The sequence below is a fragment of the Dolichospermum compactum NIES-806 genome (assembly GCF_002368115.1).
Classification (GTDB): Bacteria; Cyanobacteriota; Cyanobacteriia; order Cyanobacteriales; family Nostocaceae; genus Dolichospermum; species Dolichospermum compactum.
This window is the reverse complement of sequence record NZ_AP018316.1, coordinates 593,246-608,295: the sequence shown is the minus strand read 5'-3', so window position 1 is coordinate 608,295 and position 15,050 is coordinate 593,246. Positions and strand designations below refer to the sequence as shown.

Below are 15,050 nucleotides of genomic sequence, written 5' to 3'. Positions count from 1 at the left end.
AAAATTTCTGGACTGTTCCCTGTTCCCCGTTCCCTACTATAAATAATTTTTCCACAAAAAAACCAGGGCTAACCCTGGTTCTCTTCGTTATTATTACCTGAATTTTAGCCTTTAGCTCCGGCAAAAAAACTGAGGTGATAAGGTGTGCCTTTGGCGGGGTGAATCTGAAGTTCACGGATTACGGTTGTACCAGTCCACTCTAATTCAGGAATGCTGAGTTCTATTTCGGTTTTGTTGGGGGTAACTTGCTTGAGCAGGCGTTCTACAACTTTAGCGTCAAGAACTAGAGCAATTGATTCAATTCCTTTGTGACCATACAAGTTGGCGGGAATTAAGCCTGAACGGCGCAAAGCTCTGGGTTTGCTACCTTCGGGACGGGTTTTAGATTCGAGTGCGATCGCCATATAAGTTGTTAAGTTGTTAAGTTGTTAATTGTTAGTTATTCGTTGTCCGTTGTCCGTTGTCTGTTATTTTGCTACTGACCAATGACCACTGACCACTGACCAATGACTAAACAGGTGTACCGTTGGGTTGTAACAGGGCGCGTTTGGGACCGTGAATCGGGTCTTCGACAATGATAGTTTGATCACGACTTGCTCCCAAGGAAACAATTGCGATCGGCACTTTCATTAATTCTGCTAAGAATTTCAGATAGTCCAGTGCTTTTTGTGGTAACTCTTCCAGGGTACGACAGTGACTTGTTGAAACTTGCCACCCTGGTACAGTTTTGTAGATGGGACGACAACGCGCGAACTGACGAGCGCTGGTGGGGAAGTCTTCGCAGCGTTCACCATCAATTTCATAAGCCACACAAACATTGATTTCCTCTAATTCATCGAGAACATCTAGTTTGGTAAGTGCCATGCAATCCATGCCGTTAATACGGACTGCATAACGCCCTATAACCGCATCAAACCAACCACAGCGACGTTTGCGCCCTGTAGTTGTGCCAAATTCTGCACCGCGATCGCCTAGTAAGTCCCCAATTTCGCCATTTAGTTCTGTGGGGAATGGACCTTCTCCCACTCTTGTAGTATAGGCTTTGGATACACCAATTACCCGATCTATCATTGTCGGACCTAATCCACTACCAACGCAAGCCCCGCCAGCGACTGGGTTAGAGGAGGTGACGTAGGGATAAGTTCCATGATCCAGGTCAAGTAATGTCCCTTGTGCGCCCTCAAACAAAATATTTCGTCGTCGTAAAACTGCATCGTAGATTTTCAACGATGTATCAACGACAAAAGGACGCAAGCGTTCTGCATAACCTAAATACTCCTCAATCACTGCTTGTGGATTCAAGGGCGGTAGATTATACAGCTTTTCTAAAATGGTATTTTTATAGTTTATCGTCCGTTCTAACTGCTCAGGCAGACCATCGGTGTCCATCAGGTCTAACATCCTGATGCCTGTACGTTCCGATTTATCCGCGTAGGTGGGACCAATGCCTCTACCGGTGGTGCCGATTTTATGATTTCCCCGGACTTCCTCAGATGCCTTATCAATCATGCGATGATAGGGCATGGTGACATGAGCCGTCTGAGATATCAATAGATTAGCCGTGGAAATATTTAGTTGTTCTAGTTGTTCGAGTTCTTTAATCAAAACCTGTGGATCTATGACTGTGCCACAGCCAATGATACATTCGGTTTTTGGATACAAAATACCAGAGGGGATTAAGTGCAGCTTAAACGTCTGACCTTGGACTACGATTGTATGCCCAGCGTTAACTCCCCCTTGATAACGTACCACCACGTCTGCGGAGCGGCTGAGTAAGTCAGTTATTTTACCTTTTCCTTCGTCGCCCCACTGGGCACCTATGACAATGACGTTAGCCAAGAGATTATATTAAAGGGTAAAGTTTCCACAAATTACAATTATTAGCAGATCTCATATCTTTTGTCAAGAAATTGGGCATAAAATTATTCAAGAGTACAAATAATGATGAAACCAAAAATGGCTTTCAGTTTATCCAGAACGCTGAATCGTCTCAGTATTGACTATCAACATCCTCGCTGGTGGTTTGATGTATTAGTTATTGCCATGAGTTACTATATTACTTCTTGGCTGGGGCTAAAAAAATGCCTGTTTCTGCTTACGGGACTCCTGTTTGGACAGCCACATGGTTTGCAATTGGATGGTTGCTGTTGTGGGGGCGATCGCGCTGGTTAGGTGTATTTTAGGAGCAACGCTTACTAATTATATCGGTATTAAACCGCTGATCCTCGCTGTTTTTGGAGGTGCTGGGACTACTTTAGAATCATTGCTTTCAGTGACGCTGATTCTCAGATTAACTCGGACAAATTATTTCCTAAATCAAGTTAATTCTGTGGCAATTTTCTCATTTTGCAGTTTGCTTACTGGCACTGTTTTACAATTTTTGATAGGTGTAATGGCAGTTTGTTTAGGTGTTTAATTAATGATATCCCATCTCTGTAACAGGGGTTCAGAACATTTTTGATTGGTTTTTGGATGGGAGTGGGGGGGCTCGAACCCCCACGACCTTTTACGGTCAACGGATTTTCATTCTCTTGTAGTTTTCACTACTACTTAGGTGCTAAAGCAATCATAAGTTTTGAGAATTGGACTCTCCCTTTACCCTCGGCTTTACGTTAGGGTAGCTCCCGTCGAGTCTCTGCACCTTCCCAGTCAAATATTTTTCTGGGCTTGGCTCAGGATTGCCATATCTATAAGTAGATTTAGGTTTCCCTGAGTTTGAGAGCTGCCACTTGAAAGATTTCTCTATCAAGGCTCAATTCCTTTAAGTCCGTAGCGTCTACCATTCCGCCACACTCCCGTAAGGTTATTTACTGTTTTTGAGGCAGTATTCACCCGCTTGTCTGTTATACCACTAATTGCTTTTTTTTGGCAAGTAGATTTTAAAATTTTATTTGCTAACGCTAATATTTGACATTTAGCCCCGAAACAAAATATTAAACTAGCCAGTTAGTTCACGCTTAATGGCTGAAGACGATGATATCACAATTTTCGATTTTTGGACAATAGGTTTTAAGGAATATGGAAAATAACAGAATTACCGATTTCCTCAAACCAGCCATTCGGCATATCATTAAGAGGTGAATGCACCAAATATAGTTCAAATTGCGGTAAGAAATATGGTTGTAGCACTACTGTATCTGAGTTTGGCGGGCGCTTATTTGCTGGTAATACCCATTGCTGTATTTTTCTACTTGAGTTTAAGATGGTATAACTGTGGTTCTGTGGAACGGGTGTTTATGTACTTTTTAGTGTTCTTTTTCTTTCCGGGGTTGCTAGTTCTCTCCCCGTTTGTGAATTTGAACCCCCGTCCTCGAAAAATTGCTTAAATTAAAATTGGTAGGTCATAATTCTCATGCGACGTATTGACGCGATTGGTATTGGATTGGGCGTTTTTGTAGCTGGTGGCTTGGCTTATGTGGGTTTGCAAGTAGTGGGTTTAGATAGTCAGAATGCTGGTATCTGGAGTCAAGTTTTCTTGATGGCTGGCTTAATTGGCTGGTTATGCACCTATATTTTCCGAGCGATAGGGAATAAAATGACCTACCATCAACAACGGGAAGCTTATGAAACGGCTTTTTTGCAAAAGCGGCTTGATGAACTCTCTCCTGAAGAGTTAGCTAAACTGCAAGCAAAGATGGAAGAGGAAAAAGAATCTCAGGTTTAGAGTTATGATTGTTCAGTTGTCAGTTGTTGATTGTAACTACTGACTACTGACCACTGACTACTGACTAGGCGAAATGACTGCTATTTCTCGTTGCTTTGAAAATTTAAGACGGAATCAAGAGTGCGCGTTGATTCCTTTTATTACAGCTGGTGATCCGGATTTAGAAACTACTGCTAAGGCTTTGCAGGTTCTGGATCATTCTGGGGCGGATATTATTGAGTTGGGTGTACCCTATTCTGATCCTTTGGCTGATGGTCCGGTGATTCAGGCTGCGGCTACTCGCGCTTTGGAGAGGGGAACGACTTTAGAGCAGGTATTGGAGATGCTCAAGGGGATTAGTCCGAGTTTGCGATCGCCTATTATTTTATTTACCTATTACAATCCGATTTTACATCGAGGCGTTGATAAGTTTTTGGGGCAAATTAAGGATGCTGGGGTGGCAGGTTTAGTTGTGCCGGATTTGCCATTGGAAGAGTCAGCAGGGCTAATCAAACCAGCGGCAGAGATGGGGATAGATTTAACATTATTGGTAGCTCCTACGAGTTCTCCTGAAAGAATTGAAGCGATCGCTCGTGCATCTCAAGGATTTATCTATTTGGTCAGTGTTACTGGTGTCACGGGAATGCGAACCCAAATGCAAACGCGGGTTGGTGATTTACTGCAACAAATTCGTAATGTTACGGATAAACCTATCGGGGTGGGTTTTGGAATTTCTGAGCCTGAGCAAGCGCGACAGGTGAAAGCATGGGGGGCGGATGCGGCAATTGTCGGTAGTGCTATGGTGAAGCGACTGGCAGAAGGCACACCAGAACAGGGATTAGATGCGATCGCTCAATTTTGCAAAAGTCTCAAGACAGCCATTAAAAATCCCTCTTAACCAAAGAGAGCAATTGCCAAACAGTGTATTTTTTTGTTATTTTTTAGTGGACAATTGGACGGCGATCGTCTTAAATAATAACAGCATATCTTAGGATAGACAAAAAACTAACTGATACACTGGTTTATCTTGACTCTTAACTTAATATACTATCAAAGTAGGCAAAAAATTATGTGTGTGAGAGTGCATCAGTCACAACTGAGTTACTGTTCATTAGTATTCGAGGGGTAACAGCAATGAGCGAAAGTATGGCATTTATTGGCGGAGTCGCAGTAGCAGGGTTAGCGGCTTTAGTTTTGCTAAAAGGAACAAACACCCCAATACAATCGAATTTTGCTGTTAGTCCCCAAATTCCAGGGACAGTCATGGCACCCCAGGTAATGCAGTATCCTCCTAATTACGGGCAACCTGCCTATTCTAATCAGCCCCCAACTACTACTAATTCTGATCAGCGTCTAGAAATGGAAAAGCTGAAAATGAATATGCAAATAGAGAAGTTGAAAAGCGACAATGAACAACTCAAGTTACAAAATCAACAATTCCAGGTACAAGCTCAAAGTTTTACGCAACGGGAGTGGCAATTAGCACAACAAGCTAATCAACAAAAAATGGCCACTTTACAACAACCCGAACAAAATAATTGGTGGTCTTCACCTATGCTTTGGGCTGTTGGTGGTGCTACCTTGACTATTGGTGGTGGTGTTGTTGTTGCTGGTGTCTTATCTTTATTTGCACCAAAACAGCGTCCTACTCGGACTGTTCAGGTGATTCATCCCTACAATGGATCAACACCATCTTTAAATCCTGTGCGTCGCGCTGAGTTTTTACCATCTTCTCGCATGGAATCTAGAAGGATCGAAACGGCAGAATACGACGAAATGCACTAAACCATTGTGCTGAATAGTTCAGACACTGAGAAAGTAAAAACGAAACATCAAAATCCAATTAGTGGGGTTAAGTATTCAACCCCACTTTTTAGTGTTTGTGAGGGTAAAACCAACTGCATTAACATCTTCTTGCCTATTCAAGCATTTTACGAACCATCTACAACTAAACATGATTCTTCCCACCATCCAGAGAATTGGTTTGTGGGTATTATTCACCTTTGGCAATAATTGTTTCCATTATTATCTATTGCTGCCAGATTGCGTAATGGTATTATTTTCTTAATCAGACTTTAAATCTTGTGGAAATTATACCGATGCAGAAGATGCACTGAGTCGGGCTATGCTTAAAGCCTGGGAGAAAGTAAAAAAGTATGCTGGGGAAATTGTCAATATTAAGGCCTGGTTGACGCGACTAACTCGTAACCTTTGTATCAGAAATGTTGAATAGCGTAATAAAACTTTACATATTGAAATAAACTTAGCCTATAAGTGCTATTTTTCATCTTATCCAAATAAGTTTTCTAAACCAATGAACATAACTTATTTCCTGACACATATAGGACTGAAGATAACGGAGTTTATCTAATAAAGTTTTGCCAAATTCTTGCGGTATTTCTATTAGTTGCAATATCAAATAAGCGATTAAACAGCACATTATCTGAATTCTAATTCCATTCTCATTCTTTGTCATAAGTCTGTCTAACTTGAGGTGCATTTTTAAGAATTTCCATAACAATTCAATTTGCCATCTTTGTATGTAAATTTCCATAATCTCTTGATTACTAACTTGCTCTTCTCCTTCATTTAATAAGTTTGTTGCTAAACGAAATTCACTCTTAGTTTCTATATCACAAAATGCTACTACTCTAATTTCCACTTCTCTTTCATCTTTGCCAACTTTACAATTACCATTTTCTAGCATTTCTAAAGTGACATTATTTTTAATTCTTAAGACAAAAGCTTTATTTTTTTGTTGTTTTAATTCAGATATTCTTTCGGAGGATGCAAATCCTCTATCCATTATCCCTACTCCTTTTGACGGAATTGCTTCTACTGTTTCTTGTCCATATTTATGGTCATGTCCTTGCCCAAAATGAATCACCATTCCACCAACTTCTGATGTCAAACTATCTAACCCACAAAATAGTTTTACTTGATGATATCCTTGACTCCATAATAATTTACTTGTTAATGTAATAATTGTTGAATCTATAGGAAATAATGCTTGGGTTTCTTCCTTTCCTTTTTTCTTTCTCAGTTGATTGTTTAATTCAGTTATTATCTCCAAAAATACTTGAGTATCTCTCTTTTTACTTGCCTTGGAAAAATTTGATATTTTTAAATCTATCCCTTGATTATTTAGTCTTTGAAATAAATCTCTCATACTCACTATACTTTTATCCATGACATACTGTAACCACACTGATACAAATGAAAATGTGTCCAGAACTGGATAATCTTTTTTGGGCAATGGTTTCAATATTGTTTTGACCACTTCTGGGAAATTCTTTAAGCGCATAATTTGATAATTCTTTATCTATATTTTTTTAGATTGTATCAAATTATGGTACTTTTTTTTAATCTTTTCCTAACATTCAACACTTCTGCCTTTGTATAGATATTCATCGAGAACGCAGTCGGGACGCAAATAAGGTTGAAAATATAGAAGGAATTCCAGAGGAAAAAGGACTACTTTTCTGGGACGATAGGACAGAAAGTGCTTTAGAGACTGAAGAGAAAAAGATTGTCATTCGTAAAGCTATTGATAATTTACCAAACAGACTACGCGAGACGCACCAACATTTTTTCCTCCTTATAAAATCCCTTTTAATAACGATCAATATCTTCCCCATATTGATGGTGGGGTATCAACAAATAATCCAGATTTGGCAGCGATCGCTCATGCTTTATCACTGAAAAGACCTGACCAAACAAAAATAAAAATATCCCTGGTTCATCCCAACCCGAATCCTTTTGCTCAATACTATCAAAACATAAATAATAGCGTTTAGGAACAATAAATACACCCCGATAATCATAATCTGATTCAGGACGATTTAAACCATAACCATGACTACCAGCTAAACCCACAAAGATAGTTCTTTGTTCAACTTCAATTCTCTTCATTTTTATCTAATAAAAATTAGACTTTTATTCTCAGCATTAACCTAAATTGTAATGTGTAATTAGTACAATTATCAAATTTTTGCAAGATTCTCCCGATTTTGTTGGCCTTCACTACCCAACCTACAATTTTCTGAAGACTGGGAATTTTCAGTCATTGATGAAAAATCTGAAAGTGAATATGCAAAAAAATCCGAGCAACCCTATTAAGTCGCTCAGATTAGTTAAAAATTTTTCCATCTGTGTCAGGATTAACTACAAATTCAAGAATTACCTTTTCGGAAATTAGTAGAGAATAAAATTATATTTTCTAAAAGGTTGACTGATTAGCTATCAATCGAGTAATATACTAGACTGTCTGTCTAATTCCTGCTCGGATCAGGTAGACATACTTAAAAGGCTGGCAAAAGCTATAAATAGCGTCTCTACGGGAGATTATAGCCAGCTACCTGTACGGCACTCAAGGACGATTTTAATGACCTACGCGATTATTGAAACTGGCGGTAAGCAAATGAAAGTAGAAGCAGGTCGCTTTTACGACATTGAACTACTAACCGCTGAACCAGATGAAAAAGTTACCATCAACGCAGTATTACTTGTACATCACGAAGGCGCAGTTTCCATTGGACAACCTTTAGTAGAAGGTGCGACAGTGGAAGGGACAATTATGCGACATTTCAGAGGTCGCAAAGTCCTGGTGTATAAGATGAAACCTAAAAAGAAAACCCGCAAAAAACGGGGACATCGCCAGGAAATTACCAGATTTCTGATTAATTCTATCAATCTTAACGGTGAAGTATTAGCTTACGAAGAAGCCCCAACGATGGCTGAAAGTCCCGTTATTAATGCTGATTTCGTGGAAGAAACCGCAGAAGAATCATAAATAAGGTTAAATTGCTAGTTAAGGAATAGGCAAGAGGTGAGCAAAAGTAATTTAATTACCAATTATTAATCATCTTTTTCCTAGCCTAAACTAGATAACCAGCTGGGATAAATAAAGTAAATACAAAAGAGGAAATCATGGCTCATAAGAAGGGAACGGGTAGTACGCGAAACGGTCGTGACTCTAATGCTCAACGACTAGGTGTAAAGCGTTATGGTGGACAAACTGTACGCGCAGGTAATATTCTCATCCGTCAACGTGGTACTAAGGTTCATCCTGGTAATAATGTTGGTATCGGTAGTGATGATACTTTGTTCGCTTTAGTTGATGGTGTAGTTACATTTGAAAGAAGAGGTAAAAGCCAGAAGAAAGTTAGCGTTTATCCAGTGGCGGTAGAAGCAGTAGAAGCGGTAGCCGACTAGTACGGCAGAGCGGAAGTCAAAAGTCAAAACGAAGACAGTATAGGCTTTGTAACTATTTAGAATGGTTAGTTCACTTACGCCGCAGTGTACTAGTTATTTATTAGTCACTAGCCATTAGTTAATGACTAATGACTAATGACTAATGACAACTGACAGCTGACTAATTTCAAATGTAGTAATTGATAAGTGCGCCCAATCCTAAACCCAGCAGTGAGCAAAAAGATATATAGCCAAAAGCTAGCGCTGGTTTTAAACCAACTGATTGAAAGTCTATTTTAGCTAAAATGGTGGCGCAGATAATAAGTAAAGTATCAAGAAATACTCGAAACCAGGCAATCATTAGAAAAAATAGGAAAGCTGCTAAGATAGCCACCAAAAAAGTCCTCGCGTTTGACTTGAAGAAAATATGAGAATAATCATAGAGCTTTAACCAAGGGTTGGTGACGGAAATTAGAGACAGCAGGATAGTTAGCAGAGTTATCAGCCGTACATACCAAGGGGCTTTTTCTTCAAATATCACCCAGCCTAATGTACTGTAACTCAGTAATACAAGTGTTAGAGAAAACCAAGGAATTTTTTTCAAAATTGACATAAGTAGGTTAACAGAAAAATTCAAAGGTATGTAACGGTATGTAAAGTTGTCTTAATGCGAGGTTCTGGTTGAGTTTCAGCCATTTTACAAAACGCAGTATCCCTCATTTTTATTTTGTTCACCTACTTATAGCAAAAGTCAGGAGGTAGGGGCGCAGGGACTGACTGCGCCCAGTCAGAAGTCAGTAGGGCGGAAAAAGAAAATTTCCCCCCTAGTTCTTATAAACTTGGCGGTTGCCATAATTTTAAAAGTTCTGTACCCCACTCAGTTACAAATCGTTATATACTGGTATTTTCAATATCAGTTGCATTCATTATTTCACAGATTTACTGAACCTATAAGGTTTCTAAAGGTTGAATTTCACTCTTGATTCCCATTTTGAGAGAATAAATATCAACATTTAGTTAAATATGTTCATAAATATTTGTAAACTGTTAGCAGTTGAGTAGCCATCTGGCATATCATTAAGGATTGATCATGAGACAACTTGTTATCGTCGAGCGCGTATGCCTAATTGGTCATATCGTTTCTATGGTATTTGGACTGGTGGGAATACTGATTGTTATTCCCAATGCTGAGATGATTGTCAGCTTATCAGAAGTTGGACAAAGCGTTATGCAGTGGAGCATGGCGGGCGGCGGTGTGGTATATATGATTTTAGGAGCGCTGGGAGTGTTACTCTATGCTTACCGAACTTTAGGTTTGGGACGTGCTTTAGGATTTTTAATACCATCTGTATTAATTTCTTTGACTAGTGAATTATTAGGAACTAGCACTGGTTTTCCTTTTGGTCACTACAGCTATTTGAGTGGTTTGGGTTATAAAATTTCCGGGTTAGTGCCTTTTACAATTCCCTTGTCATGGTTTTATGTGGGATGTGTTTCTTATGTGTTGGCGCGGGCGGGTTTAGACGTAGATAAAAAACCCACTTTGTTCCGTCACGTCGGAGCAATTGTTTTGGGGGCTTTACTGCTCACTTCTTGGGATTTTGTGCTTGACCCAGCTATGAGTCAAACTTCTCTTCCCTTCTGGTATTGGCAACAACCTGGGGCTTTCTTTGGAATGCCTTACCAAAATTTCGCTGGGTGGATGGGTACTGGGTCGTTATTTATGACTGTTGCGGCTTTGTTATGGAGCAAAAGCCCGATTAAATTAGACAATTACCAATTGAATATCCCTTTATTAGTTTATTTGGGTAATTTCGGTTTTGCGACAGTGATGAGTTTGGCGGCTGGGTTTCCTATCCCGGTATTGCTAGGTGTGGCTTTAGGTGTGGCTCCTGCTGTAATACTGTGGTTTAAGGGTTCTAACGCACCTGCAACGGTGAATATTGAAGCAGCGACTAAGGAAGTTGCTGTTGCTAATGTGAAAGTTGCTTTCAAATAAGAATAGGGAAGAGGGAGTAAGAAAAGCAATTTTTGTAATTTCCTCTTCCCCAATTACGTCAGGTGTTAGGTGTCAGGAGTCAGAAGTTAGGAGTTAGAAAGAAGAACGAAGAAGGAAGAATTATCTAGAACATAAAAAAGTGCCTGATTTTTTATGTTATCAATGTTTATTTTTGCCGATTATAAATTTTGAATATCTCTGAAAATATTTATTTTTAAGGGTTTAGATTTGTTAAGTAATCACTATATAGTATTAAAAAAAAGGGATACATTTATGCTATATCCCTAGATATTGTTATTTTAGTAGTTATCTTCAGGATCAATACAATTGAGGGCGGGGAAACCCCGCCCCTACAGGCTTTACGATTTGCTGACTGTAGCTCAACCGCTTATTAATCTTGATTACGAGGGGCATTGAAGGCTTCCCAAGCAGCCTTAGCAGCATTTTGGAATCTCTCGCCAAAATCTATGACATCCTTAGACAGTAAGTACCAATTATTCTCTAATTCTTCTTGAATTCTTGCCCAAGAATATTCTAAACGGTCACGTTCAATGAGTTTGTCTCTTTCAATAGCTTCCCGGACTTGACGTACAGCATTCAAATAGGTTTCACGGGTAATAGTACCGGCAGATTCAGCTTCAGCTTGGGCGCGTTTTTTAATTGCTTCTAATAGTGCTGTAGTTTCCTGCTTAACTTCGTCTGTTTCACCATTTTGGCTAGTTTGCAGACTAATTTCGACGATTTCTATAGATTCAATATTGTTAGTAGTCATGGTTGCCACATCCTGTTGGTAAAGTTTACTTGTGGATGAAAATTGCACCTGTAGTCATCATAATTTGGTCATCAGTTAATTGGGGATTTATCAATATACTTATGACCAAAGATAGATTATTAACGACTAATAAGTTGCCCTTCTAATTGCAATAAAGCTTCTACACGGGCTTCAGTTACTGGGTGACTAGAGAAAAGATTTCCCAAAAACTGCCCAGAAATAGGATGAATAATTAATAATGGTTCAAAAGCTGGATTAGCATTTAAAGGCATTTGTCTGGCTGTAGATTCTAACCTTTGTAAAGCCCTAGCTAAGGCGCGAGGATTACCTGTTAATTTGGCTGCACCAGCATCAGCAGAAAACTCTCTTGTGCGGGAAATTGCCAACTGAATAATTGTTGCAGCAATGGGGGCAAATAGGACTGTTGCTAATACACCCAAAGGATTTCCACCTCTTTCATTATCTCGTGAACCGCCACCAAACCACATACTATAACTGAGCATTTGCGCGAGGAAAGAAACAGCCCCAGCCACAGTAGCCGCAACCGCTTGAGTTAAGGTATCACGATTGATAATGTGGGTAAGTTCGTGGGCAATTACACCTTCTAATTCATCCTCTGGGAGGATGTCTAAAATCCCGGCGGTGACAGCCACAGCCGCGTGTTCAGGATCTCGTCCTGTGGCAAAAGCATTGGCAGTGGGACTAGGAACAATGTACACTCCCGGCATAGGAATATTGGCACGGGTAGATAATTTTTGGACAATACGATACAGTCCTGGTGCTTCTGCTGCGGTGACAGGTTGGGCATTATATACTGCTAAAGCAATCTTATCTGATTGATACCAAGAGAATAGATTAGTTGCTGCTGCTAACCCAATTCCGATGACTAAACCCCCCGTACCACCAATTACCCAGTAACTAATTGCTATTAACAAGCCACTGAGAGTAGCCAGTAAAATAGCAGTTTTCAGTTGATTTCCCATCTTGATAACTCTCCTACTTATGCTGTATTAATTTTTGTAACCTTGTCTGGACAACAGCATCCTTTTAGCCACTCCCTAATTGTATCGAGTTCAACTTTGAGGTACAGTGATGAAAACCTGTCGTTAGAGTACGGTTTTCCGTTTTATAGCAGTTCTCGTTTAAGTAAGATACAAAAACCCCACCCCCAACCCCCTCCCCGCAAGCGAGGAGGGGGCTATGATGTATATTGAAGTTCATACTGCTATGGGTTAATTAAATAAAAGATTGATAATGTTACAACAGGCAGAAATTCGTGTTCCCATTGCTATTAGTTTAGGGGCAATAGCTGGGGCTTTAAGTCGCTATTATTTAACTTTGTGGTTTACGAACCGCTTTGGTTTCAGTTTTCCCTATGGAACTTTTTTTATTAATATTAGCGGTTGTTTAGCAATGGGGTTTTTCGCAACTTTAGCTATGGAAAAAACAGCGATGATTTCTCCAGAAATTAAGTTAATTGTCGCTACAGGATTTTTAGGCGCATATACTACTTTTTCTACTTTTGGGTTAGATACAGTTGGCTTTTTACAACGTGGTAATTGGTTAGCTGCTGCTGGTTATTTTTCAGGTAGTACAATTTTAGGAATTATCAGTGTGCAATTAGGGATGGTTTTTGCTAGAATGTTCAATTAAAAGTTATTGAAAATAAATTAGTATAGAAAATGGTGCAAACACAATCTTTTATCAACGAGAATTCTTTAACAGAAATATTACCTGGAGGGAGTAACCCAGATGCTTTTGAATTAGCAGAAGCATGGTATCCAGTTCACTATCTTCAAGATTTAGACAAATCCAAACCCACACATTTCACTCTTTTAGGTAAAGATATTGTAATTTGGTGGGATCATAAAAACTCATCTTGGCAAGTATTTATAGATCAATGTCCTCACCGTCTTGCACCTCTTTCGGAAGGCAGAATTAATGAAGATGGATTGTTAGAATGTCCTTATCATGGTTGGTCATTTGCTGGAGATGGAAGTTGTCAAAAAATTCCCCAACAGGTTGCAGGTGCAAAAGCAGAAACTTCTCCCAGGTCTTGTGTAACATCTTTACCAACAACAGAACGACAAGGATTATTATTTGTCTATGCTGGTAATTCAGAAAATGCTATAAATACGAAAGTTCCTGTAATTGAACCCATAGAAGCAGCGCCGGAAGGATGGGTAATTATGAACACTTTTCGAGATGTTCCTTATGATGCTTTAACATTATTAGAAAATATCCTTGATCCTAGCCATATTGCCTTTACCCATCATCGTACAGTGGGAAATCGTGCCAATGCTGCACCCTTAGAATTAGAAATAGTTGAATCGGGAAAATATGGTTTTGCAGGGATTTGGAAACAAGGATTAAAAGCAGGACAATCGGGAAAACTTTCCACAACATTTATTGCTCCTGGTTTAATGTGGCATGATATTAATGCTGAAAAAGGCAGAATTTTAACCGTTGTTTATGCTGTGCCGATTCGCAAAGGTGAATGTCGGATAATTGCCCGTTTCCCGTTTAAGTTCAAGTCTAAACTACCAGGATTTTTTATTAAAATTCGCCCTCGTTGGTATGTCCATATTGGTCAAAATGGCGTTTTAGAAGATGATCAAATTTTTCTCCATTATCAAGAACGTTATTTAGCTGCTAAAGGTGGTAGTGCTAATTTTAATAAAGCCTTTTATCTGGCGACAAAAGCAGATACTTTTGTGGCTGAGTTACGTAAGTGGGTAAATCAATATCATGGGGAAACATTTCCCGGAGAATCTTTACCACCACTTTTACTAAATAGAGAATTACTGCTAGAAAGATATCATTCCCATACAGAAAAATGTGCTAGTTGTCGTCAGGCTTTAAAGAAAATTCAACAGTTAAAATTTTGGTGTGGTGTTCTTACAATTCTCACTTTAGCTAGTAGTCCGTTATTCGCATTTTTGGTGGAAACAAAATCAATTCTATTTGCGATGACAGAAACATTTATTCCTCTTTTATTGGGTGCAGCTTGGTGGAAATTAAGTCAGTTGGAAAGGGAGTTTTATGAAGGGAGAATGATCCCCCCGCGCAATTTACCGGAGAAAAAAAGATAAATTGGCGATGAGAAATCTCATCTTCCTCCTTTGCTCCTTTGTCTCTACCCTTCGGGATCTCTAAGAGAGATTGCGCGAAACGAAACTCAACTATAAAGAAGTGGGGAATCTGAGTATTTTACATTTTAAGACTTGACAAGACGCAAAACTTACATTATACTTATGTTATGAGTGGAAATCTGTCCGCGCATATATAGTAATATTTCGTATTATTCACATTATTATTTTTACTTATATCTCAAAGATACCCGACTTCTAGGATAATTGATTTTGATACAGGATGATTAGATCAAAGAAGTCGGGTATCTGAATTTTGTCTGAATCAGGATATCCAGGATTTGAGGATTTACA

At 39.2% G+C, this 15,050-nt stretch carries 18 protein-coding genes and 2 pseudogenes; 13 read left to right on the top strand and 7 right to left on the bottom strand.

Annotation, left to right across the window (positions count from 1 at the left end; genetic code table 11):
* Window positions 1-104 precede the first annotated feature (104 nt).
* Both rplY and CA730_RS02825 read right to left on the bottom strand, forming a co-directional pair.
* Window positions 105-404 (bottom strand): 50S ribosomal protein L25, encoded by a 300-nt coding sequence (gene rplY / locus CA730_RS02830; RefSeq protein WP_096663714.1) that lies wholly within the window; start codon window positions 402-404, stop codon window positions 105-107.
* Between the two features lie 106 nt (window positions 405-510).
* Window positions 511-1,839: an adenylosuccinate synthase gene (locus tag CA730_RS02825; protein WP_027403163.1), complete on the bottom strand. Its 1,329-nt coding sequence runs from the start codon at window positions 1,837-1,839 to the stop codon at window positions 511-513.
* Window positions 1,840-1,941: 102 nt separating this feature from the next.
* Between CA730_RS02825 and CA730_RS24095 the strand changes: the two genes are divergently transcribed.
* The 8 genes and pseudogenes from CA730_RS24095 to CA730_RS02795 form a co-directional block, all read left to right on the top strand.
* Window positions 1,942-2,172: a hypothetical protein gene (locus CA730_RS24095; RefSeq protein ID WP_157749907.1), complete on the top strand. Its 231-nt coding sequence runs from the start codon at window positions 1,942-1,944 to the stop codon at window positions 2,170-2,172.
* The gene (locus CA730_RS02820; protein WP_096663711.1) at window positions 2,138-2,416 is read left to right on the top strand and encodes a hypothetical protein; all 279 of its coding nucleotides are present in this window, start codon (window positions 2,138-2,140) and stop codon (window positions 2,414-2,416) included. Before CA730_RS24095 ends, CA730_RS02820 begins: the two co-directional genes overlap by 35 nt.
* 700 nt (window positions 2,417-3,116) lie before the next feature.
* Complete coding sequence (gene ndhL, locus CA730_RS02815; RefSeq protein ID WP_096671237.1) at window positions 3,117-3,326, top strand: NAD(P)H-quinone oxidoreductase subunit L; 210 nt, start codon at window positions 3,117-3,119, stop codon at window positions 3,324-3,326.
* 26 nt (window positions 3,327-3,352) lie between these two features.
* Window positions 3,353-3,664: a DUF3007 family protein gene (locus CA730_RS02810; protein ID WP_096663707.1), complete on the top strand. Its 312-nt coding sequence runs from the start codon at window positions 3,353-3,355 to the stop codon at window positions 3,662-3,664.
* A 73-nt stretch (window positions 3,665-3,737) separates the two neighbouring features.
* Entirely contained in the window at window positions 3,738-4,541 is an 804-nt protein-coding gene (gene trpA, locus CA730_RS02805) for a tryptophan synthase subunit alpha (RefSeq protein WP_096663704.1), read from the top strand.
* A gap of 236 nt (window positions 4,542-4,777) precedes the next feature.
* The gene (locus tag CA730_RS02800) at window positions 4,778-5,428 is read left to right on the top strand and encodes a heterocyst differentiation related protein (protein WP_096663701.1); all 651 of its coding nucleotides are present in this window, start codon (window positions 4,778-4,780) and stop codon (window positions 5,426-5,428) included.
* Window positions 5,429-5,434: 6 nt separating this feature from the next.
* Window positions 5,435-5,656, top strand: a complete 222-nt coding sequence (locus CA730_RS24090; RefSeq protein WP_157749906.1) for a hypothetical protein — start codon at window positions 5,435-5,437, stop codon at window positions 5,654-5,656.
* 82 nt (window positions 5,657-5,738) lie between these two features.
* Window positions 5,739-5,876, top strand: a pseudogene (locus CA730_RS02795) (RNA polymerase sigma factor); the annotation flags it as partial.
* A gap of 51 nt (window positions 5,877-5,927) precedes the next feature.
* Here CA730_RS02795 and CA730_RS02790 read toward each other — a convergent pair.
* Together CA730_RS02790 and CA730_RS02785 are read right to left on the bottom strand one after the other, a co-directional pair.
* Window positions 5,928-6,947, bottom strand: coding sequence for a transposase (locus CA730_RS02790; protein WP_053537527.1), 1,020 nt, complete (start codon window positions 6,945-6,947; stop codon window positions 5,928-5,930).
* Between the two features lie 362 nt (window positions 6,948-7,309).
* A pseudogene (locus tag CA730_RS02785) lies at window positions 7,310-7,555 on the bottom strand (DNA polymerase beta superfamily protein); the annotation flags it as partial.
* A 472-nt stretch (window positions 7,556-8,027) separates the two neighbouring features.
* On the opposite strand from CA730_RS02785, the gene rplU reads away from it, so the two are divergent.
* A complete protein-coding gene (gene rplU, locus CA730_RS02780) occupies window positions 8,028-8,435 on the top strand; it encodes a 50S ribosomal protein L21 (protein WP_027403158.1) in 408 nt (135 codons plus the stop codon).
* Between the two features lie 137 nt (window positions 8,436-8,572).
* Complete coding sequence (gene rpmA / locus CA730_RS02775) at window positions 8,573-8,857, top strand: 50S ribosomal protein L27 (protein WP_096663698.1); 285 nt, start codon at window positions 8,573-8,575, stop codon at window positions 8,855-8,857.
* Window positions 8,858-9,023: 166 nt separating this feature from the next.
* Here the strand turns inward: rpmA and CA730_RS02770 are convergent, their stop codons facing one another.
* Window positions 9,024-9,449 carry a hypothetical protein gene (locus tag CA730_RS02770; protein WP_096663695.1) on the bottom strand — a complete coding sequence of 142 codons (426 nt, stop codon included), beginning with the start codon at window positions 9,447-9,449 and terminating at the stop codon, window positions 9,024-9,026.
* A gap of 477 nt (window positions 9,450-9,926) precedes the next feature.
* Between CA730_RS02770 and cruF the strand changes: the two genes are divergently transcribed.
* Entirely contained in the window at window positions 9,927-10,835 is a 909-nt protein-coding gene (gene cruF / locus CA730_RS02765) for a gamma-carotene 1'-hydroxylase CruF (RefSeq protein ID WP_096663692.1), read from the top strand.
* Window positions 10,836-11,226: 391 nt separating this feature from the next.
* On the opposite strand, the gene CA730_RS02760 is transcribed toward cruF, so the two are convergent.
* Both CA730_RS02760 and CA730_RS02755 read right to left on the bottom strand, forming a co-directional pair.
* Window positions 11,227-11,607 (bottom strand): hypothetical protein, encoded by a 381-nt coding sequence (locus CA730_RS02760; RefSeq protein ID WP_096663689.1) that lies wholly within the window; start codon window positions 11,605-11,607, stop codon window positions 11,227-11,229.
* A gap of 119 nt (window positions 11,608-11,726) precedes the next feature.
* Complete coding sequence (locus CA730_RS02755; RefSeq protein ID WP_096663686.1) at window positions 11,727-12,590, bottom strand: zinc metalloprotease HtpX; 864 nt, start codon at window positions 12,588-12,590, stop codon at window positions 11,727-11,729.
* Between the two features lie 271 nt (window positions 12,591-12,861).
* Here CA730_RS02755 and crcB point away from each other — a divergent pair, with 271 nt between their 5' ends.
* The gene (crcB, locus tag CA730_RS02750; RefSeq protein ID WP_172891152.1) at window positions 12,862-13,260 is read left to right on the top strand and encodes a fluoride efflux transporter CrcB; all 399 of its coding nucleotides are present in this window, start codon (window positions 12,862-12,864) and stop codon (window positions 13,258-13,260) included.
* A 29-nt stretch (window positions 13,261-13,289) separates the two neighbouring features.
* Window positions 13,290-14,699: an aromatic ring-hydroxylating dioxygenase subunit alpha gene (locus tag CA730_RS02745; protein WP_096663681.1), complete on the top strand. Its 1,410-nt coding sequence runs from the start codon at window positions 13,290-13,292 to the stop codon at window positions 14,697-14,699.
* Window positions 14,700-15,050 lie beyond the last annotated feature (351 nt).

Coding starts and splice junctions, on each gene's coding strand:
- trpA (WP_096663704.1), top strand. CDS start 3,738: ATGACTGCTATTTCTCGTTGCTTTGAAAATTTAAGACGGAATCAAGAG.
- cruF (WP_096663692.1), top strand. CDS start 9,927: ATGAGACAACTTGTTATCGTCGAGCGCGTATGCCTAATTGGTCATATC.
- rplY (WP_096663714.1), bottom strand. CDS start 404: ATGGCGATCGCACTCGAATCTAAAACCCGTCCCGAAGGTAGCAAACCC.
- CA730_RS02760 (WP_096663689.1), bottom strand. CDS start 11,607: ATGACTACTAACAATATTGAATCTATAGAAATCGTCGAAATTAGTCTG.
- CA730_RS02745 (WP_096663681.1), top strand. CDS start 13,290: ATGGTGCAAACACAATCTTTTATCAACGAGAATTCTTTAACAGAAATA.
- crcB (WP_172891152.1), top strand. CDS start 12,862: ATGTTACAACAGGCAGAAATTCGTGTTCCCATTGCTATTAGTTTAGGG.
- CA730_RS02770 (WP_096663695.1), bottom strand. CDS start 9,449: ATGTCAATTTTGAAAAAAATTCCTTGGTTTTCTCTAACACTTGTATTA.
- rpmA (WP_096663698.1), top strand. CDS start 8,573: ATGGCTCATAAGAAGGGAACGGGTAGTACGCGAAACGGTCGTGACTCT.
- CA730_RS02755 (WP_096663686.1), bottom strand. CDS start 12,590: ATGGGAAATCAACTGAAAACTGCTATTTTACTGGCTACTCTCAGTGGC.
- CA730_RS02790 (WP_053537527.1), bottom strand. CDS start 6,947: ATGCGCTTAAAGAATTTCCCAGAAGTGGTCAAAACAATATTGAAACCA.
- CA730_RS24095 (WP_157749907.1), top strand. CDS start 1,942: ATGATGAAACCAAAAATGGCTTTCAGTTTATCCAGAACGCTGAATCGT.
- rplU (WP_027403158.1), top strand. CDS start 8,028: ATGACCTACGCGATTATTGAAACTGGCGGTAAGCAAATGAAAGTAGAA.
- CA730_RS02800 (WP_096663701.1), top strand. CDS start 4,778: ATGAGCGAAAGTATGGCATTTATTGGCGGAGTCGCAGTAGCAGGGTTA.
- CA730_RS02820 (WP_096663711.1), top strand. CDS start 2,138: ATGGTTGCTGTTGTGGGGGCGATCGCGCTGGTTAGGTGTATTTTAGGA.
- CA730_RS02810 (WP_096663707.1), top strand. CDS start 3,353: ATGCGACGTATTGACGCGATTGGTATTGGATTGGGCGTTTTTGTAGCT.
- ndhL (WP_096671237.1), top strand. CDS start 3,117: ATGGTTGTAGCACTACTGTATCTGAGTTTGGCGGGCGCTTATTTGCTG.